Genomic DNA, 15,002 nt, shown 5'->3' with positions numbered 1-15,002 from the left:
ATACGCTAGTAGATAGTTTACTAGAAAAATTGTCATGAAGCAACGAAGATTATGTAAAGATTGTGTCATCGTTTGCTCTTATACTTATTCATGGGATACAATGTTAGCATATCAATATGTAAGTTACCTATACTTAGGAGTGATTAAGCACATGAGTGAAGTCGCAACAACACTTGAAGGATGGTATTCTCTACACGATTTCCGTTCTATGAATTGGACCTCTTGGAAATCTGCTGATGATGAAGACCGTGCTATGGCACTGGATGAGCTTCAAGCATTTATGCAGGAATGGTCTACCGTCGAATCCACTCACCAAGGAAGTAGTACGGCGTATTCTATTGTTGGACAGAAAGCTGATTTTGTATTTATGCATCTACGGGAAACCTTAGAAGACCTTAATGCACTTGAAACAGCTTTTAACAAAACAATTTTTGCTCAATATACAACTAAAGAATATTCATATGTCAGTATTGTTGAACTTAGCAATTATATGGGTAGCGCAAATGGTGGAAATCCAATGGATAACCCCGAAGTTGTAGCACGTCTTAAGCCCATTCTTCCGAAGAATAGGTATATCTGTTTCTACCCAATGAATAAGAAACGTGAACTTTCGGATAATTGGTACATGCTTAGCATGGAAGAACGTCGGACTTTGATGCGTAGCCATGGCTTGATCGGTCGGAGTTATGCAGGTAAAGTAAAACAAATCATCACGGGTTCTGTTGGTCTAGATGATTGGGAATGGGGAGTAACTTTATTCTCTGAAGATGCACTTCAGTTCAAGAAGTTAGTATATGAAATGCGCTTTGATGAAGTTAGTGCCCGTTACGGCGAATTCGGTACATTTTATGTGGGTAGTTTACTCAGCGAACAAGCTTTCGAAGACATGCTTAAATTATAATTTTCCAACTTCAACATATATCTAATCAAAGGCCTTCTCCTAATCAACATTTGGAGACGGCCTTTATTAACGTAAAACAAAAAAAAGATTCATCACATTAGTCCTGTGACAAATCCTTTACGAACTTATGCTATTCTTCTTCTTCTTCTTCTGCTTGTTTCCTTGAATCAAGATACTCCGCCGTTGCAACATCCCGAGCACGGCCTTTTTCCTTCAACCTTTCAATCGCCGGAAGAATCAGTATATCTACTTCTTTCTGAATCGTATAAGCCAAATCATAAGCTTCTTGAGATTCTAAATGAGCTCCGACTTCCATTAGGGCATTGTAACGGTCTAATTCTTCTCTCGTCAGTAAACCACGAACTTGTACGCTACAGTGTCTCATATTATAGGAATCTTCCTTTTTTCAGTACGAGTGTGATGCCGCCAATCGTATACAGATACTTCATATCTACAACCTTTTTCAATTGCGCTGCACTCCAGCCCTTCATAAGCTTCTTACCTACAACCGCAATGCCTTCACCTTTACCAAGCGATGCAACGGTACCTTTATTGGAGTATTCGAATTTCCTAAGTTGTTGGTTACGGATACTAGCAACCACGTTCTGTGCACAACATACGCCTTGTTGCATAGCAATCTGCGCAGTTGGTGGATACGGGCGACCTTCTGGATTAAAGATAAGTGCATTGTCACCTATAATGAATACATTGTCATGACCTGGTACGTGTAGTTGATCATCTACTTTAACTCGGCCTCTCATCGTTTCAAAGCCGGCAGCTTCGATCATACGGTTCCCACGAATTCCACCAGTCCACACCACAGTAGCCGCTTTAATCTCTTCACCCGTTGCAAGAAGGACACCTTCAGTTGTACATTCTTTAATAGCAACACCCATTTTGAATGTAACACCTTTTCTAATAAGAACCTCCATTGCATATTCGACCAGTTCAGGTGCAAATCCAGGCAATGCCGTTGGCGCTGCTTCAATATTATAAATGTTAACAAGGTTAGGATCTACATCATATTCTTTGCAGAGTCTCGGAATACGATCAGCTAACTCAGCTACAAATTCAATACCACTGAATCCAGCTCCCCCAACCACGAAATTAATGCGCTCTTGAGCATTTCTTTCATTCTTATATTGAGCGAATTGATACTCGATATGTTTACGTATTAAGCGTACTGAGTTAATACTACGAATAGACATCGCATGTTCCGCAAGTCCAGGGATACCAAAGCTCTCAGGCTCTCCTCCTAAGGCAATGATAAGATAATCGTAAGACAGCGTACCATCTTCTAATATTATTTTTCTCTCTTGAGGTCGAATCTCTTGCACAGATGACTTCACCAAATCAATCTTGAATTCATCAATCAGATTTGAGATAGAAATACGAGTATTTTCTATACTATCTGTACCTGCAGCAGGCATGTGCAAATGAGTTGTCAGGTAATGATACTCATGACGATTTACTAATGTAACGTCTGCTTCATTATACTTTAATTCTTTTTGAAGCCGTTGTGCTGTTAGGATCCCTCCGTAACCCGCACCCAGTATTACTATTTTCGGAATATTACTCATAATCATTCCTACTCCTTCCAAATTCCTCTTTATATATAGTTTATATCCAATTTCCCTTATATTTGTGAAAATAAACACATCAATAAAAGGGATATTAACACCATATCCCACTCCTGAGACACCTATTACTCTCTACTTTAGTCGTTTTAATACTTATAATCAAACTCACCAAAAAGCAGTTATAAATTATATTACATACATCTGACATACTAGCTATAATAAGCATAAATATCAAGGTTTATTTCGAGGTAAAGTATGGCCATTTGACAGATTTATATGATAAAATTTCACATTCATACATTTTTCGCAATAAATCATATCTTTCAAACTTTTCATATCATAACGATCCGACTATAATGATTAAGATGTAATAAAAATCAATTCACTTTTTATATGGAGGTGCTTTACCTGATGACATCCCAACAACTTGGTGATGAAATGACTGACTTAATCATAATCGGGGGCGGCCCCGCTGGTATGTTTGCTGCATTTTATTGTGGAATGCGTCAAGCATCCGTAACTCTGATTGAGAGTATGCCGCAACTCGGTGGACAACTTGCTGCTCTTTACCCTGAGAAGTACATCTATGATGTTGCTGGATTCCCTAAAGTAACAGCACAAGAACTCGTAGATAACCTACTTGAACAATTGAAACTGTTCAATCCTAATGTTCGTCTTGAAGAAAAGGTAGTCTCTGTCGTAAAGATAGCTGAACGCCATTTCATCGTTAAGACGGATCAAAATGAATATCATTCCAAAGCAGTAATTATTACTGCTGGTGTAGGTGCATTCGAACCTCGCAGACTTGAGATTCCAGGAGCAGAACGTTTCGAGAAAGCCAACCTTCATTATTTCGTCAATGATCTAAATGCTTTTGCAGGTAAGAAAGTATTGATCAATGGTGGCGGGGATTCAGCAGTAGATTGGGCACTTATGTTAGAACCCATTGCTGAACAAGTCACGTTAATCCATCGTCGTGATAAATTCCGTGCACATGAACATAGTGTTGAGAATTTGATGAATTCGAAAGTAAATGTGGTCACTCCTACAGAAATTACTGAACTTCATGGGGATGATACCATTACAAAAGTAACACTTACAGATGTGAAATCAAAAGAAACACAAGAAATTGAAGTCGATGCTGTCATCGTTAACTTCGGATTCATATCTTCCCTAGGACCCATTGCAGAATGGGGTATCGCAATCGAAGGGAATTCAATTGTAGTCGACTCTCGTATGGAGACTAATATTCCAGGTCTATTTGCTGCAGGGGATATTACGACCTATCCTGGTAAGTTAAAACTTATCGCCGTAGGATTTGGTGAAGCGCCAACTGCTGTAAATAATGCTAAAGTATATATCGACCCGGAAGCACGTCTTTCCCCAGGTCACAGCAGTAACATGAAATTATAATTGTAATTTAAAAGGGTATCCATACTTGACGATTAATGTTTCAACGTCAACTGGATACCCTTTTTTAGTCTGTTATTCTCATGTATGTTAATGATGTACTCACACCTCCGGTAAATTGCGAACCACAATAATTCAACACCTGTCGACTCTATCATCACTATCTAACTTAATATGCGAGTTTCATTTGCTGAATTCCCAATTTACGTTTCTTTATTTCGGCTAATAGTAGCTTTATGAAATCACGTTCTAACTTTAACTCTACAGCCAGATGATAAGAATCTAGTAACATTTCATCTGATAATATAGCCATGAATCTCACATCCTTTCCTCTTTTTTCCTATAATCATCATATCAAACTATCAATACTAGAACAAGCGTTCCCGATATCCACAGGTAACTGTGGAGAACCTGTGCATATTTTGTTAGTAACTGTCATAAACCCTACTGAAACACAGGGGGTAATGTGGATAAATGTTATACACAGGGGAATTTCACTTTCATGTCTAAAAAATATATTTTTATTGAAAGCGAATTCATTGGAATTATTCTGGAAATCTATCCAATCACACCAAATTATTAGTACATTCTAATAGATTTCTCATCCCTATTACTGAGGACGAGTATTCACTTCAAAAATCCATATTCGCCCTTTCACATCTACTCCGTAATCGAATCCCAGTTGAGATATACCAGGGAATTTCCTTTCCATAATTGTTGTACATACTGTTGTTACTGTACTCATCTCTTTACGTTTTACATTTACTGATTGATAGGGTAACGACCGACGTAGTCCTTCCTTACAAGTAAGTTGTGTCCCTCCCCTACATAGGTTAGTGACAAATAACCCTGGCTTAGCAAGACGCCCTAACATAGAACGGAATATCCATCCCTTTCCTTCTTTAACTACTTTAACTCGGTAATCGATGGGACGACCATGAATCGTTGCAAGTTGAATCCCTTGTTGAATGAGATAAGTTCTTGGTTTTTTCATTTTAAGAAGCATACTGTACATTTCTGCAAACCTCGAATACCTAAAAGAACTTGAACCGTGTGTAATCTTATATCTTTCAGCGTTGTATTTAATTTGAATTACCCCGTGCCCTCCTGCTCCAACATCGGGCTTTACAACGACTACCCCATATTGACGGAGCATCGTCTGGAGATTAGTTATTGTTAAAGATTTAGTCTTTGGAATGTATCTTGCTACTCTCGGATCACTTAACAATACCTCTGTCTTTAGCCATTTACTCGCCAATTGTCGTCCTGCCATATCTGATCCTCTCCTATCTTGCCGGTATGCTAATAGCATACTCCCTGTCCATCACTCATTCTTGTATGATTGTCTCTGCTGGACACCTAATTATAATACTGTTAAATTTACACAATATTTGTCCTTCTAGATTATTGGCTTCCCTTAGAATATCGGATATACTCAATTGTAGTGATTTGTAAAAGGGGGTCTACGCGAGCGTGGCACAGGTATTTCAAATATTATATTGGATCGCAATTGTCGGTATGTCGGCAGTACTTGCTCTGACTACGTTAATGATCTTCGCTATTGGATTTAAATTTATTAAGAGTAAACGAAATGTGTTAGGCTTCAGTTGCATTGGCTTCTCCATTGCAATGGCTTCTATGATTATCTTCATGGTGAATTATACGTTTATATTACCTGCTTCGTAGAATTAGAATCGCTAAAAAGCCACTAGATTTAAGGAGATGTCTCTCCCTTAAATCCAGTGGCTTTTATTTTACAATCCTTGTGTTAATTTCAGATTAGGAATGATATCCTAACACTCGCCCTCAGGTGCTGGTTTCCCTGCATCCTTCGCTGTACGGAAACTCGCTCCACAACCACACGATGCCGATGCATTCGGATTATTGATCGTAAAGCCTCCAGACATACCTGATTCTTCGAAATCAATTTCCAATCCATCGAGGTAAGTCAGGCTTTCTTTATCAACCACAACTTTCATATCATGCACGTTCATATATATGTCATTCTCTGTTTCATCATCATCAAAACCCATCGCGTATGAAAAACCAGTGCATCCGCCGGGTTGTACACCAAGACGTAAGAACATATTCGGTGTCTCTTGTTCTGAAAGCATCTCTTTCAGCTTAACTGAAGCCGTATCGCTAATATTAATCATCGTTCAACCTCCTTATTGTGTCGTAGGTTAATTATACTCCAGAACCCTAGTACCCTCAAGTCAGTCAACCTATATCGGACAACCATTTCATTTTTTTAACTCATCGTCTTGTTGCGACCCAGTAATTGGAGGTCTATAATAAGAATGAATGTATAATATTTTTAATGGACAATCTGGAGGCTTTGCTACAAAAAATTATGCTTATGCTTCCGATGTAAGTTTTTTTACGATGAGTAAATTTGGAAGCTTGACTACAAAAAAATTTAGGAGGAACAATACTATATGTCAACACTCATTACCCCCAACATAGACAGTCAAATGGCTGCTATTATAGAAAAGGTGCAACTAGGAGAACGTTTAACCGTTGAAGATGGAACCTACCTTTATGAGAGTGATGATATATTGACAATGGGCCAATTGGCTAATCAAGTCAACTTACGCAAAAATGGAAAAAAAGTGTACTTCATTGAGAATATGAGTCTGTATTTCACCAATGTATGTGAATCTTATTGCGCCTTCTGTAACTTCCGTAAAGATCAAGGCGAAGAAGGATCTTATACGCTTTCTGGTGAAGAGATGGTCGAATATGTTAACCAACACATCCATCCAGGTATAAGAGAGTTTCATATCGTTGGAGGTCATAACGCTCATGTCCCCTTCCAATATTATGTTGACTCTTTACAAACATTAACAGATCATTATCCTGACGTGACATTAAAAGCTTATACTGCAGCTGAAATCGAATTTTTCACACGTATAAGTGGCCTTAGTACAACTGAAGTACTACAGAAATTACAACAAGCTGGATTGAAGTCATTAACAGGTGGTGGGGCTGAGATTCTATCCGATCAATATCGGGAAAAAATGAAGGTGGATAAAGCCAATGTCGAGCAATATTTAGACGTTCATCGTTCAGCTCATAAATTAGGGATGAAAACACATACTACGATGTTATACGGGTCCATTGAAAGTCATGAAGATCGTATACGTCACATGGTTCAGATTCGTGAACTTCAAGACGAAACACAAGGATTCATGGTATTCATACCTTTATCTATGCAACCAAAGAATAGAAACGCTGGTATTATGAGACGTAATTCAGCTTATGAAGATTTGAAAACCATTGCGATCAGTCGTTTAATGTTGGATAATATCGATCATATTAAGGCCTACTTCATTAATATCGGCGCTCAACTTACGCAAATGGCACTCAGCTTCGGAGCTTCTGACGTGCATGGTACGATTATCAAAGAACGCATCAGCCATGCAGCAGGTGCGCTTACGCCAGAAGGTTTAACACGCAAAGAATTAATATGGCTCATCAAGGGTGCTGGACGCATTCCAGTTGAACGGGATACCTTCTATAACGAGATCCAAATCTACGAGTAATACTATTTCTGAAGCGAAAGGAACCCATCCATGAGAAAACTAGTTATTCTCGGGGGCGGATACGGAGGGCTTGCAATTATTCAAGGCCTTCTGGATGACCACCTACCGGAAGATATTGAAATGGTATTAGTCGATCGTATGCCCTTCCAGGGTCTTAAAACGGAATATTACGCTTTAGCTGCAGGTACTGCAGCCGATTTAGAACTTCGTGTCGCGTTTCCCAAGCATCCTCAACTAACGATCAAGTACGGCGAAATTTCTTCAATCGATTTAGAAGGTAAAACGGTTCATATGGAGCTCGCTGAAGACATCAACTACGATTTTCTTATCATTGCTTTGGGTTGCACAGATAGTTATCACGGGATTGAAGGTGCTGAGCAATTCACAAGCAGTATTCAATCTTTCTCAAATACTCGTAAGACTTATCTACAACTTAATGATGCGAAACCTTATGGTCAAGTGAATATTATAGGTGGAGGACTCAGTGGCGTTGAGATGGCCGCGGAATTGAGAGAAAGCAGACCTGATCTGAATATCTCCATTCTCGATCGTCACAGCCGTGTACTCTCTTCCTTCCCATCCAAATTGTCCATTTATGTAGAACATTGGTTTCAATCTCATGACGTTAAGACTTGTGGTCATATATCGGTTGCACGAATAGAAGATGGGGCTATCTACAATGGACCTGAGATCATACAAAGTGACGTTACCGTATGGACTGCAGGTATTCAACCTGTCCGTGTCGTACAGGATCTTCAAGTTGCCAAAGACCAGGGTGGACGAATTATTCTAAATGCCTATTCCCAAATCGCTGAGCACCCAGATGTATATGTCATAGGAGATTGTGCCAGCCTTCCGCTCGCCCCAAGCGCACAAGCTGCTGGAGCCCAAGCGGAGCAAGTTGCAGAAGTCATACATTCCTTATGGCGTGGAGAGACGCCTAAGTTGCACCCCTTTCATCTAAAAGGAACACTAGGCGCTCTCGGTAAGAAAGCTGGATTTGGACTCATGGGCAAAACAGCTGTTATGGGTCGCGTTCCGCGCTTACTAAAAAGTGGTGTTCTTTGGATGTCTAGACGCCACTTGGGTTAATCTAGATCCAGATCATCCCATGCTTCTGCTTCCTTTATCTTGGCAATGATAACATCATATAATTCGTCTGCGCTCTCTGCGGTTACAATTTCACCATCAACCATGGCATATGGCATGAGGTAACATTGACCACAATTCGTCAGACATCCATATTCGACGACGTCGTAATCTGGGTTGGACTCTAACTTTTCCATCACGGTATCTGTATCAAAATGCATATTGTTCGTACAAAATTCTATGATTGGTCTCAATTCTAATGCACCTGCTTTACTTATCTATTTTATTTTTGTGTTCATTTGTAATATAATGATAATTAGGAAGGAGTTGAACACTTATGAGTGAAAACGTACAAAGCACCATGTATGATGAAGTATTAGACGTATTAGATAAACTTCGTCCATTCCTTCAACGCGATGGCGGTGACGTAGAATTGGTCGATGTCGAAGACGGTATCATAAAGTTAAGATTAATGGGTGCATGCGGCAGTTGCCCAAGCTCCACGATTACTTTGAAAGCCGGTATTGAACGTGCTCTTCTAGAAGAAGTTGAGGGCGTAGTAGAGGTTGTCCAAGTATTTTAATCTAAAACCTTAGAGAAATCTTCTTAATATTTTGAGAAAGTCTTGGACTTCGTGATTAACGACGCCAAGACTTTTTTTTATTATAAGAAAGTAAAAGTTTCACTTGATACTATATTCCTTATATTCCAACTGAAACGGGTGCCATCTTTGAAAAAGACGGTATTACCGTTGCTACTTTATAAGACTTATATCCATGGTCGAATGGGATCAAGTCCTCCCGTAATATCCATGATATTGCCCGTAATGAAATCTGAGTCTTCATGACACAAATATTGAATGACCCGTGCGATATCTTCTCCACTTCCTGGTCTTCCATTAGGTGTCTCTAGGTCTTCTATACCTTCAACTTCAGCGATGGACTTCTCCTTGTTCATTCCCCTAATATCTCCAGGGCACACCATATTAACCGTAATTCCATAAGGTGCTTCTTCTACGGCTAATGTCTTCGTGAAAGAAACAAGCCCTGTCTTCGCAGCTGCATACACTGCGCGATGCGGCCAAGCCCTCGCTTCTCCTGCATGTCCGAATCCGAAATGAATAATTCTTCCCCATTTCTTCTTCCTCATCGAAGGAATAACCAAGTGGTCAAGTAACATAGCGCCGATCAAATTCCCTTGCATAAGCGAGATGATCTCAGCATGTGTATATTCCGTAAACAAACGTCGTTCCCGTATAAAAGGCCCAGCATTATTCACGATAATATCTGTACCTCCAAATTGATCATTCACTTGATTTATTAACCCTTCAAGTTGTTGTGGATCAGAGATGTCAGCTTGAACAGCAATACATTGCACACCCTTAAGTTCAATCTTAGCTCGCAATTCCTCTGCCTCTATAGCACTATGGACATAGTTCAGAACGATATTACAACCTTGATCTGCCAATGTAAGTGCTGTTCTCTTGCCTAACCCCTTCGCACTTCCCGTAATCAGGGCTACTCTCCCATTCAAATCTTTTCCTCCTCCAATGAGTGGTCATACCTTAATTATAGAAGATTTAGTCTCCCTCTACAAATATAATCCCGCAAAACCAATAAGGCTTTTGCGGGATTATAGATAAGTTCATTCAGATAAGCTCATTCCAACATTGAGGTGAAAGTTCCCCCCCCTATTTAGAATGCTGGGATAACAGCGCCTTTATATTTATCCTCAATAAATTTCTTGACGTCAGCTGAAGTGAGTGCTTTTGCCAACTTTTGAATCGCTTCAGAATCTTTATTGTCTGGACGTGCAACTAGAATATTCGCATATGGGTTATCTTTACCCTCGATTAACAAAGCATCCTTAACCGGATCTAAACCAGAATCAAGAACAAAGTTGGTATTAATAATGGCCAAATCAACCTCATTCAATTGGCGAGGTAGAATCGCCGCATCATGTTCAGTAATCACAAAATTCTTAGGATTCTCTGTAATATCACTCAGTTTAGATTCCACTGCTTTCGGATCTTTAAGCTTGATTAAACCATTATTTGCTAGCAGACTAAGCGCACGTCCGCCATTTGTAGCGTCATTTGGAATAGCGATATGAGCACCATCTTGAAGATCATTTATCGATTTCAACTTGCTGGAATACGCGCCGAGTGGTTCAATATGAACTGCTACGACGGAGACAAGATCCATTTTACGTTTGCTATTTTCACTGTCAAGATACGGCTGATGTTGGAAGAAATTCGCATCCAATTGCTTCTCGAATAACTGTGTATTAGGTTGTACGTAATCACTGAACTCAATGATTTGGATCTTGACGCCTTCCTTTTCTAGTGCGGGCTGAATATGTTTCAGAATTTCAGCGTGAGGGACAGATGTTGCCCCAATTTTCAAGATGTCTGATGACGATTTACCACATGCGGATAGAACGACTACGAGTGAAAGACTTAGAAATGCGAGTGCCCATTTTTTCATTTTCCATTCCCCTTTTCTTCGATAAGAATAATGTGATATATATGCGACCGAATGTACTATTCGGGTACTACCATAATGGAAACATCTTTATTTTCTTGTGAAATGACGAACTAGTCGATCTCCTGCCATCTGAAGGAATTGTACCAATATAACTATTAACACAACCGCTATGATCATGACTTCCTTTTCATAACGGAAGTAACCATATCGAATCGCTAAGTCCCCAAGTCCCCCGCCACCTACTTGACCCGACATTGCAGTGTAGGATACGAGCGTAATAATCGTAATCGTCATGGCTGCAAATAGACCGGGTCTCGCTTCAGGAAGTAGAACGCGTAGAATGATTTGTTGTGTAGATGCGCCCATCCCTTCAGCCGCCTCGATAACACCCCGATCTACTTCACTAAGTGATGTCTCTACCAACCTTGCAAAGAAAGGTGCCGCTCCTACAACAAGCGGAGGAATCGTCCCCAGAACTCCAAATGATACGCCAACAATCTCTCTTGTTATTGGGATCATCGCCACAATAAGAATAATAAAAGGTACCGATCTTAATATGTTAACCATAAAAGAAAGGACAATGTATACAGAATTCACTCTACGAGAAGATGAACGGGATGCAAGATAAAGAATAATACCGAGTGGAAGGCCTAGGATAAAGGTGAATATAGCCGATGCGCCCAACATTTTTAGTGTATCTAATATGGCAGTCGCTATCTCTTTCCAATCAATTAACGAGAAATCTAATCCACCCATTAGCCCATCACCTCCACTTCAAGTCCTTGTTTAATAAGTCTATCTTTTGCTACTACAATATCCTCTGGATTACCCTCAAAACGGACAACCAATTGCCCATAAGGCGTATCTTTTATTGTGGAAATCGTTCCTTGTAATATCGCGAAATCGACCCCTGTCTCCCGGACAGTCTTTGAAAGAATCGATTCATAGGTCTTCCCACCCAAATACGTAATCTTCAGAACTTGTGAATTTAAAGGATCGGTCGCGTTCATAGCTTGCTTGAAAAGCTCACTATTGTCCGATTCCCCACGAATAAAGTCACGTGTAACGGTATGCCTCGGCTTGAGGAACACATCAGTTACTGCCCCTTGCTCTACAATGCCTCCTTGATGAATGACCGCAACCCGATCACAGATACTCTGGATGACATGCATTTCATGCGTAATGAGAACGATGGTTAAGTTAAATCGCTTATTAATGTCCAACAACAATTTCAGAATTGAGTCCGTTGTTTGTGGGTCTAAAGCGGAAGTAGCTTCATCGCACAATAATACTTCTGGTTCACTTGCCAATGCACGAGCAATACCTACGCGTTGCTTCTGGCCACCCGATAATTGAGCTGGATATTTATCACTATGATCTTGTAATCCCACAAGAGCCAATAGTTCATTCACCTTTTTCTCAATACTACTCTTAGATGTGTGAATAAGACGCAATGGGAAAGCAATATTATCATAGACTGTTGCAGAAGAGAGTAGATTGAAATGTTGAAAAATCATCCCTATTTTGCGCCGCTCCGCCTGCAATGACTTGGTGTTCAGTGAAGTTAAATTAACACCATCCACCCATACTTCACCTGATGTAGGCCGCTCTAATAAGTTAATACAACGGATGAGTGTACTCTTCCCTGCCCCAGAATGACCGATGACTCCAAATATTTCGCCCTTCTCGACTGACAAATCCAGTTCATTCAAAGCTGTAGTTATTTGTGTTCCTTTACCGTAGCTCTTTGTCAAACGCCTTAATTCAATCAAACCTAAGAACCTCCTCTATTAAAAATTACCCAAACAATATAAAAAGCCCATTTTTCGTCAATGAAAAAGGGCTCTCTTTGTGTAAAAGACAATGCCTTCTCATCTGCCAGAGTCGCTATTATACGCATCTGAAGGAATTAGCACCTTACATTGGAAGATGAGACTTTAAGTCTCGATTCTTCAAATATCGGTTGCCGGGCTTCATCGGGCCTATCCCTCCGCCTCTCTTGATAAGAAAAATACGATATGAAATTAAGTATTGTAAGTATAGAATGAATTATTACCTTTGTCAAAAAGAAATTATAACCAACCTTCAAGAGATCACGTCTGAATATCTTTGCGTATCCACCTTTCACTCGTATAAAGATATACCGTACTCAGTGTTCTACTCACCATATCGACTCCCAGCTTTAATTCAAGCAAATGCTTGTCGACATCTTCTAGTATGATTTTATCATGGAGTCCTTGATGACGTTGCCAAAGATCGTCTTCCATCTCCACGTTCATATAGTGAATTTCTGCATTTCGACGTTTCCTAATATCATTAATCGGCTGCCGATATTCTTCCCTAATGGCTTCAAGTTTGCGCCCAAGTGATTGATGTGTATGCTTATCTGAGAATTGACGTAACACTGTGAAATAGGAATATTGAGATTTAACTTTCGATGTTTCTAGATCATAGACTTCATTCAGGAAAGTTCCCAACTTGTCTAACACCGCAAATACACGGATAAATCCATTCTTATAAAAATACACATAACGGGCGTAGTCTAGCTGTTCTTTTGCAGACATATCATCCATAAATCCAGCAATCGTAATTGACTTTCTAAAAAATTCAGCCGCTGCATAGCTTTCATCAAGCTCCGTTAGTGAAGATACAAGGCCACGAGTCCAAATTTCCAGCTTACGCAGATCATGCGTCGGATCCTCATAACGATTCATTTCTTTCTGAAGTAACTGAATTGCCTGTCCCATCTCTTTAAAGGCGTTCTCCACTAAGGGATTATTATTCTCACGTGACAATTGTCCAAATAATTCACTTAACATGGCGTGGTCTCCCTGATCCATATTTAAAATTCGCACCTTCGTTACTTCTTCATAATAGTGTTCCCAGAAGTTGCTCTGCTACTATTAGACTTATTATATGGTCCAAATTCAAAATAAAAAGCCCGCGAATAAGTTCGTAAACTACTTATTCAGGACTTTTATCTAGATGTTTATTTATTTAACTGCCATACTCTCACACTAAGATAACATAGAACACCAAACAACGAAGATACGAGTATGTTATGAAGTAACGCGGCGAAAATATAAAGTTCCGGATTATTCAAAGTGGCAATAATTGCTGCACCACTGAGTACCTGCATAAGACAGAGGGTTACCGCAGTAATACCCAACATTTGCAATTCACGATTCCCACGGTTGCGTCGATAAGCAAAATGTGCAAGCGTCGCGATCATGATAAACAGTAAGAACGCAGCAACCCGGTGCATAAAGGCAATCCCAACACCACCCGACAGTTCCGGAATCCATTCCCCATTACAGAGCGGCCATCCTGAACATCCTCCCCGAGCGTCTGAATGACTGACATAAGCACCGATATAAACAACCACATAACAATAAATCGTTGTTATCCAAGTGAAATTCCTAAAAGAACGACTTACCCTTGGTGCACTAACAAATTTAAAGTCACCCTTCGCCTTATCAACCCTACGTATTCCCAGCGAGAGCATTAATGCACTTGCAAATGCGATCAAAGAAAATCCAAAATGTAAGGCTCTTACGTATGAAGACTGATCATAAATGACTGCAAGTGCCCCCATTGCTGCTTGAACCAAGACAAACACTAGCGTCATCACAGAGTACACTCTTAAATCACGACGTTTACTAAATAACCAAAAGGCAATAACAACAGCCAAAGAAGATAATCCCGCTAGTCCACTCACTAATCGATGTGAATATTCTATCAAAGATTCCACCGTATGGGCCGGAATAAACTTCCCGTTACATAGCGGAAATTCATGTCCACATCCTAGACCTGATCCCGTCTTAGATACAACGGTACCACCAAATGTGGCAAAAAACATGACGAAAAACGTTAAATAACTGAGCCATTTCAACTGCTTGGTACTCACAATATCTCACCTGCTGATCAAATTATATTTTCAATATTACCATTCCAATTATACCCGATAATTATTGCTCTTCCATACCCTTAT

At 39.9% G+C, this 15,002-nt stretch carries 18 protein-coding genes and 1 riboswitch; of the genes, 6 read left to right on the top strand and 12 right to left on the bottom strand.

Annotated features, from left to right (window positions below; genetic code table 11):
* Positions 1-151: 151 nt before the first annotated feature.
* The gene (hemQ, locus tag BW961_RS07915; protein ID WP_068583142.1) at positions 152-901 is read left to right on the top strand and encodes a hydrogen peroxide-dependent heme synthase; all 750 of its coding nucleotides are present in this window, start codon (positions 152-154) and stop codon (positions 899-901) included.
* A gap of 130 nt (positions 902-1,031) precedes the next feature.
* Here hemQ and BW961_RS07910 read toward each other — a convergent pair whose 3' ends face one another.
* Together BW961_RS07910 and BW961_RS07905 are read right to left on the bottom strand one after the other, a co-directional pair.
* Positions 1,032-1,286, bottom strand: a complete 255-nt coding sequence (locus BW961_RS07910) for a hypothetical protein (protein WP_068583139.1) — start codon at positions 1,284-1,286, stop codon at positions 1,032-1,034.
* A 1-nt stretch (position 1,287) separates the two neighbouring features.
* Positions 1,288-2,481, bottom strand: coding sequence for an NAD(P)/FAD-dependent oxidoreductase (locus BW961_RS07905; protein WP_068583477.1), 1,194 nt, complete (start codon positions 2,479-2,481; stop codon positions 1,288-1,290).
* Between the two features lie 411 nt (positions 2,482-2,892).
* Here BW961_RS07905 and BW961_RS07900 point away from each other — a divergent pair, with 411 nt between their 5' ends.
* Positions 2,893-3,894, top strand: coding sequence for an NAD(P)/FAD-dependent oxidoreductase (locus BW961_RS07900; RefSeq protein WP_068583136.1), 1,002 nt, complete (start codon positions 2,893-2,895; stop codon positions 3,892-3,894).
* Between the two features lie 166 nt (positions 3,895-4,060).
* Here BW961_RS07900 and sda read toward each other — a convergent pair whose 3' ends face one another.
* Both sda and BW961_RS07890 read right to left on the bottom strand, forming a co-directional pair.
* Positions 4,061-4,204: a sporulation histidine kinase inhibitor Sda gene (sda, locus tag BW961_RS07895; protein WP_139331558.1), complete on the bottom strand. Its 144-nt coding sequence runs from the start codon at positions 4,202-4,204 to the stop codon at positions 4,061-4,063.
* A 297-nt stretch (positions 4,205-4,501) separates the two neighbouring features.
* A complete protein-coding gene (locus tag BW961_RS07890; RefSeq protein ID WP_068583135.1) occupies positions 4,502-5,164 on the bottom strand; it encodes a YheC/YheD family protein in 663 nt (220 codons plus the stop codon).
* Between the two features lie 200 nt (positions 5,165-5,364).
* On the opposite strand from BW961_RS07890, the gene BW961_RS07885 reads away from it, so the two are divergent.
* Complete coding sequence (locus BW961_RS07885) at positions 5,365-5,577, top strand: hypothetical protein (RefSeq protein ID WP_068583131.1); 213 nt, start codon at positions 5,365-5,367, stop codon at positions 5,575-5,577.
* Positions 5,578-5,684: 107 nt separating this feature from the next.
* Here the strand turns inward: BW961_RS07885 and BW961_RS07880 are convergent, their stop codons facing one another.
* Positions 5,685-6,047 (bottom strand): HesB/IscA family protein, encoded by a 363-nt coding sequence (locus BW961_RS07880; RefSeq protein WP_068583128.1) that lies wholly within the window; start codon positions 6,045-6,047, stop codon positions 5,685-5,687.
* A 282-nt stretch (positions 6,048-6,329) separates the two neighbouring features.
* Between BW961_RS07880 and mqnE the strand changes: the two genes are divergently transcribed.
* Both mqnE and BW961_RS07870 read left to right on the top strand, forming a co-directional pair.
* Complete coding sequence (mqnE, locus tag BW961_RS07875; RefSeq protein WP_068583125.1) at positions 6,330-7,436, top strand: aminofutalosine synthase MqnE; 1,107 nt, start codon at positions 6,330-6,332, stop codon at positions 7,434-7,436.
* A 30-nt stretch (positions 7,437-7,466) separates the two neighbouring features.
* Positions 7,467-8,528 carry an NAD(P)/FAD-dependent oxidoreductase gene (locus tag BW961_RS07870; RefSeq protein WP_068583122.1) on the top strand — a complete coding sequence of 354 codons (1,062 nt, stop codon included), beginning with the start codon at positions 7,467-7,469 and terminating at the stop codon, positions 8,526-8,528.
* On the opposite strand, the gene BW961_RS07865 is transcribed toward BW961_RS07870, so the two are convergent.
* Positions 8,525-8,779 carry a YuzB family protein gene (locus BW961_RS07865; RefSeq protein ID WP_068583119.1) on the bottom strand — a complete coding sequence of 85 codons (255 nt, stop codon included), beginning with the start codon at positions 8,777-8,779 and terminating at the stop codon, positions 8,525-8,527. The genes BW961_RS07870 and BW961_RS07865 overlap by 4 nt on opposite strands.
* Before the next feature lie 83 nt (positions 8,780-8,862).
* Between BW961_RS07865 and BW961_RS07860 the strand changes: the two genes are divergently transcribed.
* Positions 8,863-9,108: a NifU family protein gene (locus BW961_RS07860; RefSeq protein WP_068527273.1), complete on the top strand. Its 246-nt coding sequence runs from the start codon at positions 8,863-8,865 to the stop codon at positions 9,106-9,108.
* Positions 9,109-9,293: 185 nt separating this feature from the next.
* Here the strand turns inward: BW961_RS07860 and BW961_RS07855 are convergent, their stop codons facing one another.
* The 6 genes from BW961_RS07855 to BW961_RS07830 form a co-directional block, all read right to left on the bottom strand.
* Entirely contained in the window at positions 9,294-10,058 is a 765-nt protein-coding gene (locus BW961_RS07855) for an SDR family oxidoreductase (RefSeq protein ID WP_068583116.1), read from the bottom strand.
* Between the two features lie 161 nt (positions 10,059-10,219).
* A complete protein-coding gene (locus tag BW961_RS07850) occupies positions 10,220-11,011 on the bottom strand; it encodes a MetQ/NlpA family ABC transporter substrate-binding protein (protein ID WP_068583112.1) in 792 nt (263 codons plus the stop codon).
* Positions 11,012-11,098: 87 nt separating this feature from the next.
* A complete protein-coding gene (locus tag BW961_RS07845; protein WP_068583109.1) occupies positions 11,099-11,767 on the bottom strand; it encodes a methionine ABC transporter permease in 669 nt (222 codons plus the stop codon).
* Entirely contained in the window at positions 11,767-12,783 is a 1,017-nt protein-coding gene (locus tag BW961_RS07840; RefSeq protein WP_068583105.1) for a methionine ABC transporter ATP-binding protein, read from the bottom strand. The genes BW961_RS07845 and BW961_RS07840 overlap by 1 nt, the downstream gene beginning before the upstream one ends.
* A 96-nt stretch (positions 12,784-12,879) precedes the next feature.
* Positions 12,880-13,020: riboswitch (SAM riboswitch) on the bottom strand.
* Positions 13,021-13,104: 84 nt separating this feature from the next.
* Positions 13,105-13,830 (bottom strand): Cthe_2314 family HEPN domain-containing protein, encoded by a 726-nt coding sequence (locus tag BW961_RS07835; RefSeq protein ID WP_068583102.1) that lies wholly within the window; start codon positions 13,828-13,830, stop codon positions 13,105-13,107.
* Positions 13,831-14,000: 170 nt separating this feature from the next.
* The gene (locus BW961_RS07830; protein WP_068583100.1) at positions 14,001-14,918 is read right to left on the bottom strand and encodes a COX15/CtaA family protein; all 918 of its coding nucleotides are present in this window, start codon (positions 14,916-14,918) and stop codon (positions 14,001-14,003) included.
* Positions 14,919-15,002 lie beyond the last annotated feature (84 nt).

The sequence above is a fragment of the Paenibacillus macquariensis genome (assembly GCF_900156375.1).
Lineage (GTDB): Bacteria > Bacillota > Bacilli > Paenibacillales > Paenibacillaceae > Paenibacillus_AQ > Paenibacillus_AQ macquariensis.
This window is presented reverse-complemented; position numbering and strand designations above follow the sequence as displayed.

Excerpts from the sequence above, each read along its gene's own strand:
- mqnE (WP_068583125.1), top strand. The coding sequence starts at position 6,330 with ATGTCAACACTCATTACCCCCAACATAGACAGTCAAATGGCTGCTATT.
- sda (WP_139331558.1), bottom strand. The coding sequence starts at position 4,204 with ATGGCTATATTATCAGATGAAATGTTACTAGATTCTTATCATCTGGCT.
- BW961_RS07835 (WP_068583102.1), bottom strand. The coding sequence starts at position 13,830 with ATGTTAAGTGAATTATTTGGACAATTGTCACGTGAGAATAATAATCCC.
- BW961_RS07870 (WP_068583122.1), top strand. The coding sequence starts at position 7,467 with ATGAGAAAACTAGTTATTCTCGGGGGCGGATACGGAGGGCTTGCAATT.
- BW961_RS07845 (WP_068583109.1), bottom strand. The coding sequence starts at position 11,767 with ATGGGTGGATTAGATTTCTCGTTAATTGATTGGAAAGAGATAGCGACT.
- BW961_RS07850 (WP_068583112.1), bottom strand. The coding sequence starts at position 11,011 with ATGAAAAAATGGGCACTCGCATTTCTAAGTCTTTCACTCGTAGTCGTT.
- BW961_RS07900 (WP_068583136.1), top strand. The coding sequence starts at position 2,893 with ATGACATCCCAACAACTTGGTGATGAAATGACTGACTTAATCATAATC.
- BW961_RS07905 (WP_068583477.1), bottom strand. The coding sequence starts at position 2,481 with ATGAGTAATATTCCGAAAATAGTAATACTGGGTGCGGGTTACGGAGGG.
- BW961_RS07880 (WP_068583128.1), bottom strand. The coding sequence starts at position 6,047 with ATGATTAATATTAGCGATACGGCTTCAGTTAAGCTGAAAGAGATGCTT.
- BW961_RS07860 (WP_068527273.1), top strand. The coding sequence starts at position 8,863 with ATGAGTGAAAACGTACAAAGCACCATGTATGATGAAGTATTAGACGTA.
- BW961_RS07910 (WP_068583139.1), bottom strand. The coding sequence starts at position 1,286 with ATGAGACACTGTAGCGTACAAGTTCGTGGTTTACTGACGAGAGAAGAA.
- BW961_RS07890 (WP_068583135.1), bottom strand. The coding sequence starts at position 5,164 with ATGGCAGGACGACAATTGGCGAGTAAATGGCTAAAGACAGAGGTATTG.
- hemQ (WP_068583142.1), top strand. The coding sequence starts at position 152 with ATGAGTGAAGTCGCAACAACACTTGAAGGATGGTATTCTCTACACGAT.